This is a genomic window from Thermoactinospora rubra, from assembly GCF_002093975.1.
Taxonomy (GTDB): domain Bacteria; phylum Actinomycetota; class Actinomycetes; order Streptosporangiales; family Streptosporangiaceae; genus Nonomuraea; species Nonomuraea rubra_A.
Genome location: NZ_KZ084325.1, coordinates 230,240 through 249,384, shown reverse-complemented (window position 1 = coordinate 249,384; position 19,145 = coordinate 230,240). Strand labels below are relative to the sequence as shown.

19 protein-coding genes and 1 riboswitch are annotated in these 19,145 nt (G+C 73.4%); of the genes, 16 read left to right on the top strand and 3 right to left on the bottom strand.

Annotated features, from left to right (window positions below):
- Nucleotides 1-66: 66 nt before the first annotated feature.
- The 7 genes from BSB02_RS03675 (at nt 67) to rpe (ending at nt 9,156) form a co-directional block, all read left to right on the top strand.
- Nucleotides 67-2,457, top strand: coding sequence for a primosomal protein N' (locus BSB02_RS03675; RefSeq protein WP_084956721.1), 2,391 nt, complete (start codon nt 67-69; stop codon nt 2,455-2,457).
- Nucleotides 2,458-2,581: 124 nt separating this feature from the next.
- A complete protein-coding gene (locus tag BSB02_RS40450; RefSeq protein ID WP_084956719.1) occupies nt 2,582-4,039 on the top strand; it encodes a hypothetical protein in 1,458 nt (485 codons plus the stop codon).
- A 66-nt stretch (nt 4,040-4,105) separates the two neighbouring features.
- The gene (locus BSB02_RS03665; RefSeq protein WP_206184490.1) at nt 4,106-5,428 is read left to right on the top strand and encodes a hypothetical protein; all 1,323 of its coding nucleotides are present in this window, start codon (nt 4,106-4,108) and stop codon (nt 5,426-5,428) included.
- A 25-nt stretch (nt 5,429-5,453) separates the two neighbouring features.
- The gene (def, locus tag BSB02_RS03660) at nt 5,454-6,002 is read left to right on the top strand and encodes a peptide deformylase (RefSeq protein ID WP_084956717.1); all 549 of its coding nucleotides are present in this window, start codon (nt 5,454-5,456) and stop codon (nt 6,000-6,002) included.
- A gap of 2 nt (nt 6,003-6,004) precedes the next feature.
- Nucleotides 6,005-6,934 (top strand): methionyl-tRNA formyltransferase, encoded by a 930-nt coding sequence (gene fmt / locus BSB02_RS03655; RefSeq protein WP_084956715.1) that lies wholly within the window; start codon nt 6,005-6,007, stop codon nt 6,932-6,934.
- Nucleotides 6,934-8,448, top strand: coding sequence for an RsmB/NOP family class I SAM-dependent RNA methyltransferase (locus BSB02_RS03650; RefSeq protein ID WP_084956986.1), 1,515 nt, complete (start codon nt 6,934-6,936; stop codon nt 8,446-8,448). The genes fmt and BSB02_RS03650 overlap by 1 nt, the downstream gene beginning before the upstream one ends.
- A 51-nt stretch (nt 8,449-8,499) precedes the next feature.
- Nucleotides 8,500-9,156 (top strand): ribulose-phosphate 3-epimerase, encoded by a 657-nt coding sequence (gene rpe, locus BSB02_RS03645; protein WP_084956712.1) that lies wholly within the window; start codon nt 8,500-8,502, stop codon nt 9,154-9,156.
- Here the strand turns inward: rpe and BSB02_RS03640 are convergent.
- The 3 genes from BSB02_RS03640 to BSB02_RS03630 are packed head-to-tail and all read right to left on the bottom strand — an operon-like array spanning nt 9,149 to nt 11,071.
- Complete coding sequence (locus BSB02_RS03640; protein ID WP_084956710.1) at nt 9,149-9,640, bottom strand: hypothetical protein; 492 nt, start codon at nt 9,638-9,640, stop codon at nt 9,149-9,151. The two genes, rpe and BSB02_RS03640, sit on opposite strands and share 8 nt — an antisense overlap.
- A 5-nt stretch (nt 9,641-9,645) precedes the next feature.
- Entirely contained in the window at nt 9,646-10,533 is an 888-nt protein-coding gene (locus tag BSB02_RS03635; RefSeq protein ID WP_084956708.1) for an AAA family ATPase, read from the bottom strand.
- Complete coding sequence (locus tag BSB02_RS03630; protein WP_084956706.1) at nt 10,526-11,071, bottom strand: hypothetical protein; 546 nt, start codon at nt 11,069-11,071, stop codon at nt 10,526-10,528. The genes BSB02_RS03635 and BSB02_RS03630 overlap by 8 nt, the downstream gene beginning before the upstream one ends.
- 173 nt (nt 11,072-11,244) lie before the next feature.
- On the opposite strand from BSB02_RS03630, the gene BSB02_RS03625 reads away from it, so the two are divergent.
- From BSB02_RS03625 to BSB02_RS03585, 9 genes are all read left to right on the top strand, one after another.
- The gene (locus BSB02_RS03625) at nt 11,245-12,051 is read left to right on the top strand and encodes an oxygenase MpaB family protein (protein WP_084956704.1); all 807 of its coding nucleotides are present in this window, start codon (nt 11,245-11,247) and stop codon (nt 12,049-12,051) included.
- A 90-nt stretch (nt 12,052-12,141) separates the two neighbouring features.
- Nucleotides 12,142-12,272: riboswitch (FMN riboswitch) on the top strand.
- Between the two features lie 449 nt (nt 12,273-12,721).
- Nucleotides 12,722-13,309, top strand: a complete 588-nt coding sequence (locus BSB02_RS03620; RefSeq protein ID WP_084956702.1) for a riboflavin synthase — start codon at nt 12,722-12,724, stop codon at nt 13,307-13,309.
- The gene (gene pnuC / locus BSB02_RS03615; RefSeq protein ID WP_084956700.1) at nt 13,306-13,956 is read left to right on the top strand and encodes a nicotinamide riboside transporter PnuC; all 651 of its coding nucleotides are present in this window, start codon (nt 13,306-13,308) and stop codon (nt 13,954-13,956) included. The genes BSB02_RS03620 and pnuC overlap by 4 nt, the downstream gene beginning before the upstream one ends.
- Nucleotides 13,949-15,157, top strand: coding sequence for a bifunctional 3,4-dihydroxy-2-butanone-4-phosphate synthase/GTP cyclohydrolase II (locus BSB02_RS03610; protein WP_084956698.1), 1,209 nt, complete (start codon nt 13,949-13,951; stop codon nt 15,155-15,157). Before pnuC ends, BSB02_RS03610 begins: the two co-directional genes overlap by 8 nt.
- Nucleotides 15,154-15,618: a 6,7-dimethyl-8-ribityllumazine synthase gene (gene ribH, locus BSB02_RS03605; RefSeq protein ID WP_084956696.1), complete on the top strand. Its 465-nt coding sequence runs from the start codon at nt 15,154-15,156 to the stop codon at nt 15,616-15,618. Before BSB02_RS03610 ends, ribH begins: the two co-directional genes overlap by 4 nt.
- An 11-nt stretch (nt 15,619-15,629) precedes the next feature.
- Nucleotides 15,630-16,085, top strand: coding sequence for a PH domain-containing protein (locus BSB02_RS03600; RefSeq protein ID WP_084956694.1), 456 nt, complete (start codon nt 15,630-15,632; stop codon nt 16,083-16,085).
- A 9-nt stretch (nt 16,086-16,094) separates the two neighbouring features.
- Complete coding sequence (locus BSB02_RS03595; RefSeq protein WP_240506152.1) at nt 16,095-16,991, top strand: AAA family ATPase; 897 nt, start codon at nt 16,095-16,097, stop codon at nt 16,989-16,991.
- Nucleotides 16,988-18,049, top strand: coding sequence for a vWA domain-containing protein (locus tag BSB02_RS03590; RefSeq protein ID WP_240506151.1), 1,062 nt, complete (start codon nt 16,988-16,990; stop codon nt 18,047-18,049). Before BSB02_RS03595 ends, BSB02_RS03590 begins: the two co-directional genes overlap by 4 nt.
- Entirely contained in the window at nt 18,042-19,130 is a 1,089-nt protein-coding gene (locus BSB02_RS03585; RefSeq protein ID WP_084956692.1) for an XdhC family protein, read from the top strand. The genes BSB02_RS03590 and BSB02_RS03585 overlap by 8 nt, the downstream gene beginning before the upstream one ends.
- Nucleotides 19,131-19,145: the final 15 nt, after the last annotated feature.

Here is a 19,145-nt window from a genome sequence, read left to right as displayed (position 1 = left end):
CCAAGTCGTCCACAGGCGCGGGCAAGCGTCCGCCGCCGTCGGCGGCATCTGGTAGACCTGTGGTTCGTGCCTGAGACCGACGACGCCCTGCTCCCGCTGGAGGCGGTGGGGGCGGCGGCGAAGCCTGCCAAGGGTGCGCCGGTCCCGGCTCCGTCCCGGCCCGTCGCACGGGTGGCGGTCGACACCCCGCTTCCTCACCTGGACCGGCCGTTCGACTACCTCGTGCCCGAGTCCCTGCACGAGGCCGCCCAGCCGGGCGTGCGGGTGCGGGTGCGGTTCGCCGGCAAGCTCGTCGACGGCTTCCTGCTGGACCGGGCCGACGACACCGGGCACGAGGGCAGGCTCGTCCCGCTGGAGCGGGTGATCTCGCCCGAGCCGGTGCTCACTCCGGAGATCGCGGGGCTGGCCCGCGCGGTGGCCGACCGTTACGCGGGCACGCTCGCCGACGTCCTGCGCTTGGCGATCCCACCCAGGCACGCCAGGGTGGAGGCCGAATCCGCGACCGTCGGCGAGGACGGCGGCAAGGGGAAAGACAAGGCCGGCGGCGAGGTCGGCGGCGGGGAGAGCAGCAGGAGCAGCGGCGAAGACGGCGACGAGGGCCGCGACAAGGACAACGGCGGGGACGGTCGCGAGGGCCGCGACAAGGGCCGTGACGGAGATCGCGGGAAGAGCGGCGGCGAGGGCAGCAGCGAGGACAACAGCGAAGACAGCGGCGGGGACAGAGACGGGAACAGCAGCAAGGACAACGGCGAGGGCCGCGGCGGAGAGAGCGGGGAGAGCAGCGGGGAGGGCGCGGAGAGCCCGTCGCCCGGCGCGGAGAGCCCGCCGCCCAGTGCCGCCCACTGGGCCGACTATCCCATGAGCGCCTCCTTCCTCGACGCCCTCCGGCGCGGACGCGCGCCCAGAGCCGTGTGGGGCGCCCTGCCGGGCAGAGGGTGGGCCGAGCCGATCGCCGAGGCGGTGGGCGCGACGCTGGCGGGCGGGCGCGGCGCCGTGGTGGTCGTGCCGGACGGCAAGGACGTCGCCCTGGCCGACCAGGCCTTCGCCGAGATCCTCGGCCCCGGCAGGCACGTCGCGCTGACCGCCGGGCTGGGGCCCGCCGAGCGCTACCGCCGCTGGCTGAAGGTGCTCAGAGGCGAGGTCAGGGCCGTGGTCGGCACCCGGGCCGCGATGTTCGCCCCGGTGCGGGACCTCGGCCTCGCGGTGATCTGGGACGACGGCGACGACCTGCACGCCGAGCGGCTCGCGCCCTACCCCCACGCCCGCGAGGTCCTGGCCCTGCGCGCGCACCGGGCGGGAGCGGCGATGCTGATCGGCGGATACGCCCGCACCGCCGAGGCCACCCAGCTCATCGCCACCGGCTGGGCGCGTCCCCTCCTGGCGGCCAGGCAGACCGTCAGGGCCGTGGCGCCGCTGGTGCGTCCGGCGGGTGAGGACGCCGAGCTGGCCAAGGACGAGGCGGCCAGGGCGGCGCGGCTGCCGAGCCTGGCCTGGCGGGCGCTGAAGGAGGGCCTGGAGCACGGGCCCGTGCTGATCCAGGTGCCCAGGCGGGGATACGTCCCGGTGATCGCCTGCCGGCACTGCCGGGCGCCCGCGCGCTGCTCCCAGCCGCCGACGCGCGTGCCGTACCTCCAGCAGGCCGGCGAGCCGCCCCTCCAGCAGGGCCTGCCGTACGGCCAGGAGGGGCCGGGCTGCCACGGGCCGCTGGCGCTCAGGGCGGGGCACGCGGCGCCGTACTGCCGCTGGTGCGGCCGCGTGGACGCGGCCTGGCGGTGCCCGAGGTGCGGCGGCGCGGGCCTGCGCGCGGTGGTCATCGGAGCCCGGCGCACGGCCGAGGAGCTCGGCAGGGCGTTCCCGTCGGTGCCGGTCAAGACGTCCGGACGGGACGGCGTGCTCGCGACGGTCGGGCCGCAGCGCGCCCTCGTCGTGGCCACGCCGGGGGCCGAGCCGGTGCCAGAGGGCGGGTATGCCGCGGCCGTGCTGCTCGACGGCTGGGCCCTGCTGGGCCGGGCGGACCTGCGGGCGGCCGAGGAGACGGTGCGCCGGTGGATGAACGCGGCGGCGCTGCTGCGCCCGAGGGCCGAGCTGGTCGTGCTGGCCGACGCGGCCCTCCCGGCCGTGCAGGCGCTGGTCCGCTGGGACCCGGTGACGCACGCCGAACGCGAGCTGGCCGAACGGGCCGAGCTGGGCTTCCCGCCCGCCGTGCGGATGGCCACCCTGACCGGCGCCGCCGCGGCGGTCCGGCAGATGCTGGAGGAGGTACGGCTGCCGCGCGACGCCCAGGTGCTCGGCCCGGTCCCGGTCGACGACGCCGGCCGCGAACGCGCCATGATCCGCGTGCCCCGGCAGGAGGGGCCGGCCCTGGCGGCGGCGCTGAAGGCGGCCGGCGGCGTGCGGGCGGCGCGCAAGGCCCCCGAGGTGGTCAGGGTGAGCGTCGACCCCCTCGACCTGGTCTGACAAACCGTAGGAGCGTCCCCGTTACCAAGACGAGACGTCGCCCGCAGGCGTGAATTCGCAGGTCAGACGGTGTGGCGGCGCTCGAAGGTCCAAGGGGTGGGTCCGACATTGGTAGCGTCTCCCTGTGTCCATCGAATGGGTGAACCGAGCCATCGACGACCTGCGAGCGTGGGGGCGCGAGCAGCATGTCGAGGTGGATGCCGACGAGGTCCGGCTGCTGTGCGACTACGCCAGCGACTACCTGAGCGTCGAGCGGCTGGGCGACTTCACCCCGTCGACCTTCGACGAGCTGCTGCTGTCGATCTACCCGCGCAAGGTCATCACGCCGCCGGAGAGCGCGGCGGAGACCGTGGCCGCGGCGCACACCCTGGTGGACTTCCTGCTCGCCAGGGGCGAGATCGACCAGGCCAGGGCCGACGCGATGCGGGAGCGGCTGGCCGACATCGCCGAGAAGATGCCCGCCGCGCTGGCCGACCCGGCCAACTTCGGGGTGACCAAGAGCCTGTTCAGCTCCATCGGGCCGGAGGCGCTGGAGCAGCCGGTCTCGATCCCGTCGGGCGAGCCGTCGCCGCTGCCCGCCGTACGGCTGGCGCCACGGGAGGAGCTGGAGGCGGCCGCGCGTGCCGTCCCCCTGCTCAACGACCCGGACACCCCGCTCGGCCTGCCGCCCGGCGGCGACCCGCTCGACCGGTGGACGCTGCTGGTGGAGCAGGTGATGGAGCGTGACACCGGCGGGGCGGTCACCGGGTCGCGCGCGCTGGACGCGGAGCTGCACGACCTGTTCGACATGCTGTATCGGCTGCAGCTGCCGGTGCCGGCGTCGCTGGTGGCGGAGTACGTCGAGGAGGTCGTGGAGGACCGGGTCGACGTCGGGCGGGCGCTCGACGGCCTGGCGCGGTGCGGGCTGGTGGAGGTGTCGGGGGAGCCGGGGGAGCCCGGCGGGACCGTGGCGCTCACGCCGCTGGCGGTGTGGGGCCTGCGCGAGTACTACCTCGAGCGCGGCGTCGACTCCCCGGAGGCGCCCGATCTGGCCGACGCCGACGCGATGGGGCTGATCGAGGGGCTGCTCCAGGGCATCCCGACCGAGCTGGCCGAGGAGGACATCCGGCGCTGGCTCGAGGGGCGGACCCCGGCGGAGGCCGCGGCGGAGCTGCTGGGCACGGCCTCGGGGGCGCCGGCCGTGGCGCGGGGCATCGCGATCACGATCGTCGACCGGCTGGGGCCGGAGGCCGAGCCGGCGGTGCGCGCCTGCCTGGACGACCCGGAGCTGCGGCCGCACGCCATCCACTGGCTGTCGGCCAGGGGGCTGCCGGCGCCGCCGCTCACGCGCGAGGAGCTGCTGTGGGTGAGCGTGGACATGCTCGCGCTGGCGATGCCGGCGGCGCAGGAGGATCCGGAGATGTTCGCCGAGAACATCGCCGCCTCCGGGCCGCCCGCGCACATGATCGAGGAGATGTGGCGGGTCGACCATCCCGACGTGGTCGAGGTGCTGGAGCTGCTGGGGCGCGCCCTGCCCGACGGCAAGCTGGCCAAGGCCGCGCGGAAGGCGGCGCTCAAGGCCCGCTCCCGGGCGATCGGCTGAAGCGGCGCTCCCGCCGGCGGTGCCGAACGGGCTAACCGTGTTACTGGTGTGCAGTAAGTTGCCTGAGTGGCAAACAACGTCTTCGACCTGTCCGCCTTCAAGGTCGCGGCCGGGGCCGGATGGCCGGCGGCGACCAGGCCGGACCGGCCCGCCACCACCGGGTGCGGCTGCCCGGCGTGCCGGCGCCTGAGCTTCCCCCCGGTGGACATCGCGACCGACGCCGAGCTGGCCGCGCAGGTGGCGGCGGTGCCGCTGGTGCGCGACGCCGTACGGCTGGCCGCCTGGACCGGTGTGCGGCCGGTCATCTCCGGCGGGCACCTCACGGAGGCCGACGCCACACGGGCCGGACTGGAGCTGGACATCACCCCCTCCAGGCTGCGCCTGGCCTGGATCGTGGCGGTCAACGGCCGCCTGCTGACGATCGCCCGCGGCCACGCGGCTCCCGGCCCGTTCACCCTGGACCGGGGCGACGGCGCCACGCTGGAGTTCTGGGACGGCGTGGTCATGGACGTCCTGGACCGCGCGGAAGACGGGCTGACCGGCTCGGCGCTCATCGACGAGCACCTGGTCGAGACCCTCGCCACCGTCTACTCGGTCCGCGCCGGCGTGTCGGTCGCCGCCCTGGCGCGCGGCATCCTGCAGTCCCACGAGGTCGCCTGCGGGCCCTACCCCGGCAGGTCGGTTCTTCACGAGCTCCAGGCGGCCCTGGACCTGCTGGCGTACTGCGGCCTGGTGGAGCCCAGCGGGGCCGGGCGAGTCAGGCTCACGCCGCTGGGGGTGTGGGGCGTGCGGCAGGACCTGCGCCGCGAGGGCCACGACGTGCCCACGGTCGCCCAGGTGGAGGTGTTCGCCGAGCTCGACGCCCCGCGGCTGGTGGCCGCCATGGTGGCCGGCGAGGTCACCCCCAGCGCGATCGGCACCTGGCTGGAGCGCCGCCCGCCGATCGACGCGGCCGAGGCCCTGGTCGCGATCGCCGCCCGGGGCAACCCGGGCGAGCGTGGAGTGGTCCGCACGATCCTGGACGAGCTGGGCCCCGAGGCCGAGCCCGCGCTGCGCGCCGCGCTCCGGGAGCCGTCACTGTGGCGCTACGCCGCGTCCTGGCTGCACATCCGCGACCTGGACGCCCCGCCGCTGGCGCCCGAGGACCACACCTGGCTGGCCGTCGACACGCTCGCGGCCCTGCTGTACCTGTCCGACGCCCCGGCCACGCTCGGCGGCCTGGACGAGGACCTGGCCGGGCTCGTGACGCGGCTGCCGGAGGCGGACCACCCCGACGGCCTGGCCGTCCTGGACCTGCTCGCCTCCCACCACGACGACCCCGCGGTGGCCAAGCTGGCGCGCAAGGCGGCGATGCGGGCCCGATCGCTGAGCGCCCTTAAACTGGAGTGATCCCGCGAGGAAACGGAGAGGTCACTTGGCGATCCAGAAGATCAGGTTGTTCGGAGATCCGGTGCTGCGCACCCCGGCGGCGCCGGTCGTCGACTTCGACAAGGAGCTCCGCAAGCTGGTGAAGGACCTCACCGACACGATGCTCGACGCGCCGGGCGCGGGCCTGGCGGCGCCGCAGATCGGCGTGGGGCTGCGGGTGTTCACCTACTACGTCGACGACCAGCTGGGCCACCTGGTCAACCCCGACCTGGACCTGTCGGAGGACAAGGACGAGGAGGGCGAGGAGGGCTGCCTGTCCTTCCCCGGCCTGAGCTTCCCGACCCCGCGCGCCGTCCGGGCCGTCGCCAAGGGCTTCAACATGTACGGCGAGCCGATCGTGCTCGAGGGCACCGACCTGATGGCCCGCTGCTTCCAGCACGAGACCGACCACCTCGACGGCATCCTGTTCATCGACCGGATGGACCCCAAGCAGCGCAAGCTCGCGATGAAGGCCATCCGCGAGGCCGAGTGGAGCGGATTGCAGCCGCCCACCGTCAAGTTCTCGCCCCACGCGACCCGCGGGAAGGCGCTCTAGCCATGCGCCTGGTCTTCGCCGGCACGCCGCAGACCGCGCTGCCGTCGCTGCGCGCGCTCATCGGCTCGCCCCGCCACGAGGTCGTCGCCGTGGTCACCAGGCCCGACGCGCAGTCCGGCCGCGGGCGCAAGGTGCATCCCTCGCCCGTGGCGCAGCTGGCCGAGGAGTCCGGCATCGAGATCCTGCGCCCCGCCAAGGCCTCCGACCCCGCCTTCCTGGAGCGGCTGCGGGAGCTGGCGCCCGACTGCTGCCCGGTCGTGGCCTACGGCGCGCTGCTGCCCCAGGCCGCGCTCGACATCCCCCGGCACGGATGGGTCAACCTGCACTTCTCCCTGCTGCCCGCGTGGCGCGGGGCGGCTCCGGTGCAGCACGCCGTCCTCCACGGCGACGAGATCACCGGGGCGTGCACGTTCCAGATCGTCAAGGAGCTCGACGCCGGGCCCGTCTACGGGGTGCTCACCGAGCGGATCCAGCCGCACGACACCAGCGGCGCCCTGCTGGAACGGCTTGCCGAGGCGGGGGCGGAGTTGCTGGTCGCCACCCTCGACGGGATCGAGGACGGCACCCTGGAGGCCCGGCCGCAGCCGCCGGAGGGCGTCTCCTACGCCCCCAAGCTCACGGTCGACGACGCCCGCGTCGACTGGGCCGCGCCCGCGATGCGCATCGACCGGCTCATCCGGGCCTGCACCCCCAGCCCGGGCGCGTGGAGCGAGTTCCGCGGCCAGCGGGTCAAGCTGGGCCCGGTACGGCTCGCGCCCGGCGCCGAGCGGCTCAAGCCGGGCGAGATCTCGGCCGGCAAGAAGGCGGTCCTGGTCGGCACGGGGACGCACCCCGTGGAGCTGGGCGAGGTGCAGCCGCAGGGCAAGCGGGTGATGACCGCGGTGGAGTGGGCCCGCGGCGTGCGGCCGGCGCCCGAGGACCGGCTCGCCTGATGGCGGCACGCGACGACTCGGGCACCGGCGGGCGAGGGCGGGGCGGCTCTCGCGGACGGGGCGACTCCGGCTCTCGCGGGCGGGGCCGTGGCGGGTCGCGCGGGCACGCGGGCCGTACCGGAAAGCCGCCCCGCGACGAGGCCCGCAACGCCGCCTACGACCTGATGAGGGCGGTCGGCGAGCGCGACGCCTACGCCAACCTGCTCCTGCCCCGCCTGCTGCGCGAGCGTGGGCTGACGGGCCGCGACGCCGCCCTGGCCACCGAGCTCGCGTACGGCACGCTGCGCGGCCAGGGTACCTACGACGCGATCATCGACGTGTGCGTGGACCGCCGCCCCGACCCCGACGTGCTCGACGCCCTCCGCCTGGGCGCCCACCAGCTGCTGCGCATGCGCATCCCGCCGCACGCCGCCGTCGGCACCACCGTCGACCTGGCGCGGCTGCGCATCGGCCCGGGCGCGGCGAAGTTCGTCAACGCGGTGCTGCGCAAGGTCGGCGCGCGGACCCTGGAGGAGTGGACGGCCATCGTCGCCCCCTCCGCGGAGGAGGACCCGGTCGGCCACCTGGCGGTCGTGCACAGCCATCCGCGCTGGATCGTCTCGGCCCTCCGCGACGCGGTGGGGGAGCGGGAACTGCCCGCCCTGCTGGAGGCCGACAACGCCCGCCCGGCGGTCACGCTGGTCGCCCGGCCGGGCCGCGCCTCGGTGGAGGAGCTGCTGGAGGCCGGGGCGCGGCGGGCGCGCCTGTCGCCGTACGCCGCCTACCTGCCGGAGGGCGACCCGGGGAGGATCCCGGCGGTGGCCGAGTATCGCGCCGCCGTCCAGGACGAGGCCAGCCAGCTCGTCGCCCTCGCCCTCACGCGCGTGCCGCTCGACGGCCGCGAGCGGGAGGTCTGGCTGGACATGTGCGCCGGTCCCGGCGGCAAGGCGGGCCTGCTCGACGCCATCGCGACGCACGGCGACCCGGCGGGCCCGGGCTCCCCGGCAGCCGAGGGCTCGCCGGCCCCCGTGGCCTTCCCCGGCGGCGCCCGGCTGCTGGCGGCCGACGTGCAGCACCACCGCGCCCGCCTGGTCCGCCAGGCCACCGCCGACGCGGCCGTGATCACCGCGGACGGCACCGAGCCGGCCTGGCGCCCGGGCGCCTTCGACCGGATCATGCTCGACGCGCCCTGCACCGGACTGGGCGCCCTGCGCCGCAGGCCCGAGGCCAGATGGCGGCGCGGCGCGGCCGGCGTCCCCGAGCTGACCGCGCTCCAGCGGCGCCTGCTCGACAGCGCGATCGACGCCCTGCGTCCCGGCGGCGTCGTGGCGTACGTCACCTGCTCGCCGCACCTGGCCGAGACCCAGGTGGTCGTCGCCGACGCGCTCAAACGCCATCCGGAGCTGGAGCAACTCGACGCACGCGCCTTCCTGCCCGAGGTGGACGGCCTCGGCGACGGCCCGCACGCCCAGTTCTGGCCGCACCGCCACGGCACCGACGCGATGTTCCTGGCCCTGCTGCGTAAGGCGGGATGAGCGGCCGCCGCGCGAAGGTCGAGGCCGCCGCGTCCTAGACTCGGTGCCATCATGGCCGTACAGATCTCACCCAGCATCCTGTCCGCCGACTTCGCCAGGCTCGCCGACGAGGCCGCGCGGGTGCCCAACGCCGACTGGCTGCACGTCGACGTCATGGACTACCACTTCGTGCCGAACCTCACCCTCGGCCTGCCCGTCGTGGAGGCGCTGCTCAAGGCCACCACCACGCCCCTCGACTGCCACCTGATGATCGAGGACCCCGACCGGTGGGCGCCCGCGTACGCCGAGGCGGGCGCGGGCAGCGTGACCATCCACGCCGAGGCGGCCAAGGCGCCGGTGCGGACCCTGCGGCAGATCCGCTCGGCGGGGGCGCGGGCGGGGCTCGCGCTGAATCCGGGTACGGCGGTGGAGCCGTACGAGGACCTGCTCGGGGAGATCGACATGCTGCTGCTCATGACGGTCGAGCCGGGCTTCGGAGGGCAGCGCTTCCTCGACATGGTGCTGCCGAAGATCCGGCGCGCCCGCCGGCTCATCGACCGGCACGGCGGCCAGGTGTGGCTGCAGGTCGACGGCGGCGTCGCCGAGGACACCATCAAGCGCTGCGCCGAGGCGGGCGCCGACGTCTTCGTCGCGGGCAACGCCGTGTACGGCGCCGCCGACCCCGCCGAAGCCGTCGACCGCCTCCGCGCCCTCGCGGAGACTAGATGACCATGCCGAAGTCCACCGTTATCTCGTCGAGCTCGGGGATCATCATGGTGGTCCCCGACTGCTCGCCGGCCCATTTCCGGGGCTGCGCGGTGACGAACCCGAGCGCCCGCTGAATGTCGGCCCGTTGCGTCGGCGTGATGCCGGAGATGTAGTAGACGTACACGCGCGAGGTGAGCGCGGATCCCTTGCTCCGTATGTAGCGGTCGTAAAGGCTGAGGGCCTCGTCGAGCTCTATCGAGGTGCCGTCGGTCCACCGCTCGTCATAGGTGATCGTCGTCCTGCCCGCGGTCATGTGGAGCTGGTGCCTGGCCCAGTCGATGCGGAGCGCGAGCTGGCACCAGATGAGGCCGCTCGTGTCCTCGCCGCAGATGGTGATCTTCTCGATCCACTGGTTCCGTATCCCCCTGGACACCTTCTCGATGGTGGAGGAGGCGATGTAGGTGCGGCGAAGGGCGATGCGCACCTGGGAGATCAGCGCGTCCATCCGCGTCAGGGTGAAGGAGGTCGTCTCCGTTCGGGATCTGGCGTAGGTGAATGCCACGGGTTGCTCCACAGGTGGTTGACGTGACTGCTGGCTTCCCGGATGGCGTGGCCGGTGGCGATGATGTCCGCCAGGGTGACGTTCCGGGGAATCCTGGGCTGGAGCCCGTCGGAGATCCGCTTCATCGCCTCCAGCGGCCCGATGGCGGCGATGTGTTCCCATAACAGGTTGTCGGCCAGGTCGTTCCTGATGGCCGCGAAGAACGCGATCGGCATGCCGGGGAACTCCTCCAGCAGCGCCGGATGGCCGCCTTCCAGCTCGGGGAAGATGCTCGCCAGGACCGCGGCCTTCTCCTCGCGAGAGGGCACCCACGGAAACGACCGCATGCGCCCCGGCCGAATCAGCGGGCCGTAGAGCTTGGTGAAGTCGTTGGCCGTGAGAATGATCGGCACACGCCGTACCCGCTGGCCGTCGACGTCGTGTGGGAAATCGGCCAGATGCATCAGCTCACCGAAGATGTTCTGCCGATTCACGGTGTACTGGACCATGTCGCCCCAGTTGCCGATGGCGGCGTCGATGTCGTTGAAGATCAGCACCGCCGGGTGGAAACCGCGGCCGCCGTTCGCCCTGATCCTGGCGCATTTCAGGTACTTGTCCCTGACCAGCCTGGCTGGCTCGCCCGCCTCCACACTCTCCAGCTCGCCGCCCGAGACGAGCACCGGCTCGATCCCGAGCTGCTCGATGAGTCTTTCGCACTGGTAGGTCTTGCCCTCGCCGGACGGACCGTGAATGCCGAGGATCAGCGGCGTTGACGGGTCCGGGACGGGCATGAGGTTCTTGTACAGGTGCAGGATGACTTCGCGGCGGAATCTGTGCGAGATCTTCGTGTCACTCATCGCCCGTCCTGTGCCTGCTCGGCTCCGGCGGGTTGACACGCCGCTCGTGGACGCGCCGCTTCATCGCCTCCAGCTCCGCCCGCCACAGCTCCGAGTCCGGGCCGGTGCCCTCGATTCGCTCGTACTGGACGGCATCGGCCGGATTCTCCGCCGGGGGCCGCGGTGGGCCCAGCGGGAGGCCGAGGGACGCCCTGCGCTGGGCGACGATGTCGTTGAGCCGGGCGAGCTGTTCGACGAGCAACTGCTCCCGCACGTCGGGCGTGTTCTTCTTGGCCACCTGCCTGGCGAGCTTGACGCCGCCGAGCGGCCCGACGGTGAGGTCGGGGTTGCGCTTGACGATCTCCGCGATCTCGTCCATCACCTTCCGGACGACCTCATCCAGTTGCTCGGTGCTCAACGATGCGCGTTCGCGGGCGATCGAGGCGGCGGCGGCCTCGATCTCCTGTTTCCGTGCGGTGTCCCGCTTGCCCCGCATCAAGTCGACGATGATGGATGAGACGACGCCTTGAGCCACCGCGATCGCGAACTCGATGATCATTGCCACCCGCCGAGGTCGGTTCCGGGTTAAGGCTCCCAGCGCGGAGAGCGGAGCGGCAATGCGTAGTTATGCCCATTACTTTTGCCCGCTGCCCTGTGTCCGTCGCCGACCGTCGGAGGGCCGTGTAGGTCCGCGCCAGCGTGGGTAACCATCCACTTACAGGAGGTGGGAGCATGGACCACGGTCTCTTCGGCCCCCAGTCGGTGACCTGGCGCGTGATGGGCGAGCCGATCCTGCTGGTCGGCGGCTTCCGAGCCCTGCTGATGCAGGGCCTGCACCCCCGCGCCATGCGCGGCGTGCTGCAGAACTCCGCCCTCATGGACCCCCGCGAAGCCTGGTCGCGGTTCATGCGCACGAGCGAGTTCGTCCGCGTCAGGACCTACGGGACGCTCGAAGAGGTGGAACGGGCCGGGCGCAGGGTGCGCCGCATCCACGCCACCCTGACCGCGCTCGACCCCGACACCGGCGAGCGCTACCACCTCGACGACCCCGAGGCCCTGCGCTGGGTGCACGTCGGCGAGGTGGACTCCTACCTGTCGGTCGCCCGCCGCGCCGGGGTGCGCCTGAGCGACGAGGAGGCCGACCGGTTCGTCGCCGAGTGGCGGCGCGCCGCCGAGGTCGTGGGCCTGAGCGCCGACGAGGTGCCCGGCAGCGTCGCCGAGCTGCGTGACTACATCGCCGCCCAGCGTCCGGGCCTGCGGTTCGTGCCGGAGGCGGCCCACCCGCTGCGGCTGTCGTTCAGCGCCCCGCTGCCCCTCAAGCTCGCCCCGCTGCGTCCCGTGCTGCCCGCGCTCACCCTGCTCGCCTTCGCCACCCTGCCGCGCTGGGCGAGGCGGCTGTACGGGCTGCCCGCCACCCCGGTGGGCGACCTGTGGGCCACCGCCACGCTCAAGACCCTGCACACCAGCCTGGGCCTGGTGCCCGCGCAGGTGCGCTACGGGCCGGACGCCCGGCGGGCGCGGAGCCTCATGGCCGCGTGAGTTTGACCAAGCGATCGCTTGGTTGACATGATGGGGGTGCCTCGCGCCCGCCGTTTCCGGCATGGCACACTTGGAGGAGTCATTTCGAGCTAGCGTGCTCCGGGGTCGGTGAAAGTCCGAACCGGCGGTGACAGTCCGCGACCCGGCCGAAGCCATCGGCCGGTTGACCCGGTGGAATTCCGGGACCGACGGTGAAAGTCCGGATGGGAGGAAGCACGCGGGTGTCCGGCCAGGCGGCCGGGCGCCTTCGTCGATGCTGACGCATCGCGGCAAGACCCCCGGGGCAGCTCCTTGCGAAGCAGGAGGTCCAGGGGGTGGACGAGACCACCGGCGCCCGCTCGGCGCCGCCGCGCCCTCGCGGCGCGGCCGCGTCCCGCCGCCGGGCCCTCCCCGCGTCATGCGACTCCCCGCGTCCTGACCGCTTCAGGGAGCTCCCCGCGTCCTACGGCTCTCCGGGCCGCGTGCCCGCCTGTGCTCGCCGTACGAGAAACCCGTCCCCGCCGCCGGGCACCCGTGCCCGCCACGGTGTTCGCCACGGTGCCCGCCGTACCCCGACGGCCCCTCCCAGGAAGCCCCGAGGCGTCGGACGGGTTCCTCAACGACAACGACCATCGGCCCGGACCCCGCGCCCGCGCGGGGCCGGCACCCCCACGAGTGCTAAGGAGCGGTGATGTTCACCGGGATAGTCGAGGAAACGGGCGAGGTCGTCGCCCTCGAAACGCTGGGCGACTCGGCCCGGCTCGCGGTGCGCGGCAAGACGGTGACCCAGGACGCCCGGCACGGCGACTCCATCGCCGTCGACGGCGTGTGCCTGACCGTCGTGGACGTCGAGGACGAGGTGTTCACGGCCGACGTGATGCGGGAGACGCTGGAGCGCACCGCGCTGGCGCGGCTGGAGCCCGGCGCGAGGGTGAACCTGGAGCGAGCCGTACGGGCCGACCAGCGGCTGGGCGGCCACATCGTGCAGGGCCACGTCGACGGCACCGGCACGATCGTCGAGCGCGTGAAGGGCGAGCGGTGGGACGACGTGCGCATCTCGCTGCCGCGTGAGCTGAACCGCTACGTGGCCGAGAAGGGCTCGATCGCCGTCGACGGCGTCAGCCTCACGGTGACCACGGTGGACGAGGACGGCTTCGGGGTCAGCCTCATCCCCACCACGCTGGAGTTGACCACGCTCGGCGGCAAGCGGGTCGGCGACCGCGTCAACCTCGAGGTCGACGTGATCGCCAAGTACGTCGAGAAGCTGGTGGCGCGATGAACTGGGCCGAGGCGGGATTCCAGCTGCTTGGCCTGCACGTGCTGTGGACCGACTTCGTGGGCAGCATCGCCGCGCTCATCCCGGTCCTGCTCGCCATGCGCAAGTCCATCTGGAACTGGCCCATCCAGTTCGCCGCCGCCGTGCTGCTGATCATGGCGTACGCCACCATCCCGGCCGCCGGCAGCATCCTGAAGAACGCGATGATGGCCCTCCTGGCCGTCTACGGCTTCTGGAAGTGGCAGCGCGGCATCCGCGAGGAGGGCGAGCTCGTCATCCGCCAGGGCACCGCCCGCGAGCGGCTGGGCATGCTGGCCGCGATCGTGCTGGGCACCGCGGCCTTCTGGGTCTTCTTCTACCTGACCGGCTGGTCGTGGGGCGAGCACGCGCAGCCGCCGGAGAAGTACTTCCTGATCGCGGCCGACGCCTACATCTTCGTCGGCGGCGCGGTGGCGACCTGGGCGATGAGCAGGGCGCTGGTCGAGTTCTGGATCATCTGGATCCTCGTGGACCTCGTCGGCGTGCCGGTCGCCTTCCGGGGCGGCATCTACTTCAACGGCTCGGTCTACGTCGTCTTCTTCGTCCTGGCCGTGATCGGCTTCGTCAACTGGCTCAAGCAGTCGCGGCGCCCGGCGGTGGCCCATGCTTGACCCGATCCGCTTCGACCCGGTCGAACGGGCCGTCGCCGACATCCGCGACGGCCGACCGGTGGTGGTCGTCGACGACGAGAACCGCGAGAACGAGGGCGACCTGATCTTCGCCGCCGCCAAGGCCACCCCCGAGCTGCTGGCCTTCACCATCCGCCACACCAGCGGCGTGATCTGCGTGCCGATGGAGGGCAAGGAGCTGGACCGGCTCGGCCTGCCGCTCATGGTCCACGACAACCGCGAACGGCTGCGCACCGCCTACACGGTCAGCGTCGACGCCCGCGACGGGATCACCACCGGCATCTCGGCCGCCGACCGCGCCAAGACCATCCGCACGCTCGCCGACTCCGCCACCGAGCCGCAGGAGCTGGTCCGCCCCGGCCACATCTTCCCGCTGCGCTACCACCCGGGCGGGGTGCTGGTACGGCGCGGCCACACCGAGGCCGCGGTCGACCTGGCGCGGATGGCCGGGCTGCGCCCCGCAGGCGTGCTCGCCGAGATCGTCAACGACGACGGCACCATGGCCCGCCTGCCGGAGCTCAGGCAGTTCGCCGACGCCCACGGCCTGGCGCTGATCTCCATCGAGCAGCTGGCCGACTACCGCCGCCGCACCGAGAGCATGGTCACCCGCGTGGCCACCACCCGCCTGCCCAACAGGCACGGCATGTGGCAGGCCTACGGCTACGCCAGCGCCCTGGACGGCGGCGAGCACCTCGCGCTGGTCCTGGGCGACGTCGAGGGCGGCGAGAACGTCCTGGTCCGCGCCCACTCCGAGTGCCTGACCGGCGACGTGTTCGGCTCGCTGCGCTGCGACTGCGGCGTCCAGCTGGACACCGCGATGGCCGCCATCGCCGCCGAGGGCCGGGGCGTGGTCGTCTACGTGCGCGGGCACGAGGGCCGCGGCATCGGCCTGCTGGCCAAGCTCAAGGCGTACGGGCTGCAGGACAACGGCGTCGACACCGTCGACGCCAACCTGGAGCTGGGGCTGCCGGTGGACGCGCGGGAGTTCTCCAACGCCGGGCAGATCCTGGCCGACCTGGGCGTCAAGTCGGTCCGGCTGCTGACCAACAACCCGGCCAAGGTCCGCGGCATGGACGGCTACGGGGTCAAGGTGCTGGGACGCGAGCCGATGCCGGTGGCGGCCAACCCCCACAACGAGAAGTACCTGCAGGCCAAGCGCGACAGGTTGGGGCACTACACATGAGCGGACAGGGCAGGCCCGCGGCAGCTCCCGTGGCGGCCGAGGGGCTGAGCGTGGGCATCGTCGCCGCCAGCTGGCACGCCCAGATCACCGACCAGCTGGTGGCGCGGGCCCTGCGGGCCTGCGAGGACAGCGGCGCGCAGGCGGCCGTCGTGCGCGTGGCCGGGTCGCTGGAGATCCCCGTGGTCGCCCAGCGCCTGGCCCGCCGGCACGACGCCGTGGTGGCGCTGGGCGCGGTGATCAGGGGCGAGACGGCGCACTTCGACTACGTCTGCGAGTCCGTCACGGCCGGGCTCACCCGCGTGTCGCTGGATGAGGAGACGCCGGTCGGCAACGGCGTGCTCACCTGCGACACGCTGGAGCAGGCGCTGGCGCGCGCCGGACTGCCCGGCAGCGTGGAGGACAAGGGGTACGAGTCCGCCGTGGCCGCCCTGGAGACCGCCCTGGTGCTGCGGAGCCTGTAGGTTTACTAGCCGTGGCCGAGCACGTGACCCCGCCCGACCTGCCCGTGGTCTGGCGTCCCCGCCGTGGCAGGATCGTCGCGTACGGCTTCGCCGTGCTCATCGTGCTCGGCGCGGTGGTGATGGCCGTCCTCATCGCCGAGCCGTTCGCGCTGTCGGACCGGATCGCGCTGGTCGTCTTCGCCGGGCTCGTCGCCTGGGTGCTCCACCTGCTGGGAAGGGTGCGCGTGGAGGCCGACGAGCAGGGCATCACCGTCGTCAACCCCCTGCGCACCCACCGGCGGACCTGGGCCGAGGTGATCGACGTCTCCCTTGTCCCGGGCGAGCCCTGGCCCAGGATCGACTTCTCCGACGGCACGACCGTCGGCGCGATGGGCATCCAGGGCTCGGAGAAGGCCCGGGCCCGCAGGGCCACCGCCGAGCTGGAAGCCCTGATCCACAGCCGCGGCGAGGCCGCCGAGGGGCCGTAAGCTGAAAGCGTGCCCAGTGAAACAGCGCAGGCGCGCACGCTCAGGGCGGTCGACATCGAATCGCCCAGCAAGCTCATCGAGCTGCTCGACCGGCACGCCTACCTGGCCGACGAGGGCCTGGCCACGGCCGCCTTCCTCGCGCTGCGGATGGGACGGCCGCTGTTCCTGGAAGGGGAGGCCGGGGTCGGCAAGACCGAGCTGGCCAAGGTCCTGGCCGAGCTGCTCGAGGCGCCCCTCATCCGGCTGCAGTGCTATGAGGGCATCGACTCGGCCCAGGCCCTGTATGACTGGGACTTCGCCCGCCAGCTGCTGCACCTGAAGGCGGCCGAGGCGGCGGGCGTCACCGACGTGGCCAAGCTGGAGGGCGAGGTCTACGACCGGCGCTTCCTCATCGCCCGGCCGCTGCTGAAGGCGCTGGAGACCCAGCCGAGCGTGCTGCTGGTCGACGAGGTCGACCGGGCCGACGACGAGTTCGAGGCGTTCCTGCTGGAGGTGCTGTCGGACTTCACCATCTCCATCCCCGAGCTGGGCACGATCCGCGCCGAGACGCCGCCGGTGGTGGTCGTCACCTCCAACCGCACGCGCGAGGTCCACGACGCGCTCAAGCGGCGCTGCCTGTATCACTGGCTGGAGCACCCCGACTTCGACCGTGAGGTGGCCATCCTGCTGCGCCGCCTGCCCGGCTGCACCGAGGAGCTGGCCACGCAGGTCGCCAGGGCGGCCGAGCGGCTGCGCGCCGCCGAGCTGGTCAAGCCGCCGGGGATCGCCGAGACCATCGACTGGGCCGAGGCGCTGATGACGCTCGGCGCCCGCGAGCTCGATCCCGACCTGGCCGCCGTCACGCTGGGCGCGGCGCTGAAGTACCGCGAGGACGTCCAGACCGTGCTGGAGAGGCGGCTGCTGTGAGCCTGGCCGCCACCATGATCGGCTTCGCTCGCACGCTGCGGGCGGCGGGGGTGGCGGCCGACCACGAACGCACGCAGAACCTCCTGCGCGCCCTGGAGCACCTCGACGTCACCGACCGCGAGGAGGTCTACTGGGCGGGCCGCCTGACCATGTGCGCCTCGCCCGACGACCTGCCCCGCTACGACCGCTGCTTCGCCGCCTACTTCGGCGGGCTGCGCGCGAGCCGTACGGCGGCCAGGACGGTCACCCGGGGCGTGGCGGCGGCCGAGGAGGGGACCGGCGAGGGCGAGGGGCGCGTGCTGCGCGTCAGCGCGAGCCGGGCCGAGGTGCTGCGGCACCGCGACGTCACCCGGCTGACCGACGCGGAGCGGGCCGAGGTGCACCGGATGCTCGCGCTGCTGGCCGGGCGGCGGGCGCGGCGCCGCTCCAGGAGGTTCCGCGCGGCCCGCCGCGGCCGGCTGGACCGGCAGCGGACCATCCGGGCGGCGCTCAAGCGCGGCGAGGTCGCGCGGCTGCTGCACCGCGTGCACGGTACCCGCCCGCGCAGGGTCGTGCTGCTGGCCGACATCAGCGGGTCCATGACCGGCTACGCCGAGACGCTGCTGCGCTTCGCCCACGCGCTGGTCAGGAGCGAGCCAAGGGCGACCAGGGTGTACTCGGTGGGCACCAGGCTCACCCCCGTCACCGCCGAGCTGCGCCACCGCGACCCGGGCACCGCGATGGCCGAGGTGTCCAGGGCCATCCCCGACTGGAGCGGCGGCACCAGGCTGGGGGAGGAGCTGCGGGACTTCCTGCGGCGGCACAGCGCCCGCGGCGCGATCGTGGTTATCGCCTCCGACGGGTGGGAGCGCGGCGACCCGTCGCTGCTGGGGGAGCAGATGGCCCGGCTGTCCCGGCAGGCGCACAAGGTCATCTGGGTCAACCCGCACAAGGGACACGAGGGCTTCCAGCCGCTGACCGGGGGCATGCGAGCGGCTCTGCCGTACATCGACGAGCTGGTGGCCGGGCACAGCCTGGCCGCCTACGAGGACCTCAGCGAAAGGCTCGCCCATGCGTGACGTGCTGCCCGACATCATGCGGTGGTGGCGGTCCGGACTGCGCTTCGGCCTGGCCACGGTGGTGAGCACCTTCAAGAGCGCGCCGCGGCCCCCGGGCGCGGCCATGGCGGTGCGCGGGGACGAGGTGGTCGGCAGCGTCTCCGGCGGATGCGTCGAGGGCGCGGTGTTCGAGCTGGCCGCCGAGATCGACGAGCCGGTGCTCCAGCGGTACGGCGTGAGCGACGACGAGGCGTTCGCGGTGGGCCTGACCTGCGGCGGCATCATCGACGTCTTCGTCGAACCCGTCTCGATCGAGACATATCCGGAAATGGGGGACATCTACGAGTCGGTACGGCGGCACGAGCCCGTCGCCGTCGCCACGATCATCTCCGGCCCCGGCAGGGTCGGCGCGCGCCGCGTCGTCTGGCCCGACCGCGCCGGCGGCTCCCTCGGCGTGCCGCGGCTCGACGACGCGGTCGACGACGACGTGCGCGGCATGCTGGCCCAGGGCCTGACCGGCGTCCGGCGGTACGGCCCGCAGGGCGAGCGCCGCCTGGACGAGCTGGCCGTTTTCGTCCAGTCCTTCGCTCCGCCGCCCAGGATGCTGGTGTTCGGCGCGATCGACTTCGCCGCCGCGGTCGCGCGGATCGGCAAGTTCCTCGGCTACCACGTCACCGTCTGCGACGCCCGGCCGGTCTTCGCCACCGCCAAGCGCTTCCCCGACGCCGACGAGGTCGTGGTGAAGTGGCCGCACGACTACCTGTCGTCGGTCAAGGTGGACGAGCGGACCGCGATCTGCGTGCTCACCCACGACCCCAAGTTCGACGTGCCGCTGCTGGAGGTCGCCCTGCGGACCCCGGCCGGCTACGTGGGCGCCATGGGCTCGCGCCGCACCCACGAGGACCGGCTCAAGCGCCTGCGCGAGGCCGGGCTGAGCGAGGAGGAGCTGTCCCGCCTGCGCTCGCCCATCGGGCTGGACCTCGGCGCCCGCACCCCCGAGGAGACGGCCGTGTCGATCGCCGCCGAGCTCATCCAGACGCGCTGGGGCGGCAGCGGCCGGCCGCTGACCGACACCGACGGACGCATCCACGGCGAGCCCTGACCGGGTCCCGGACCC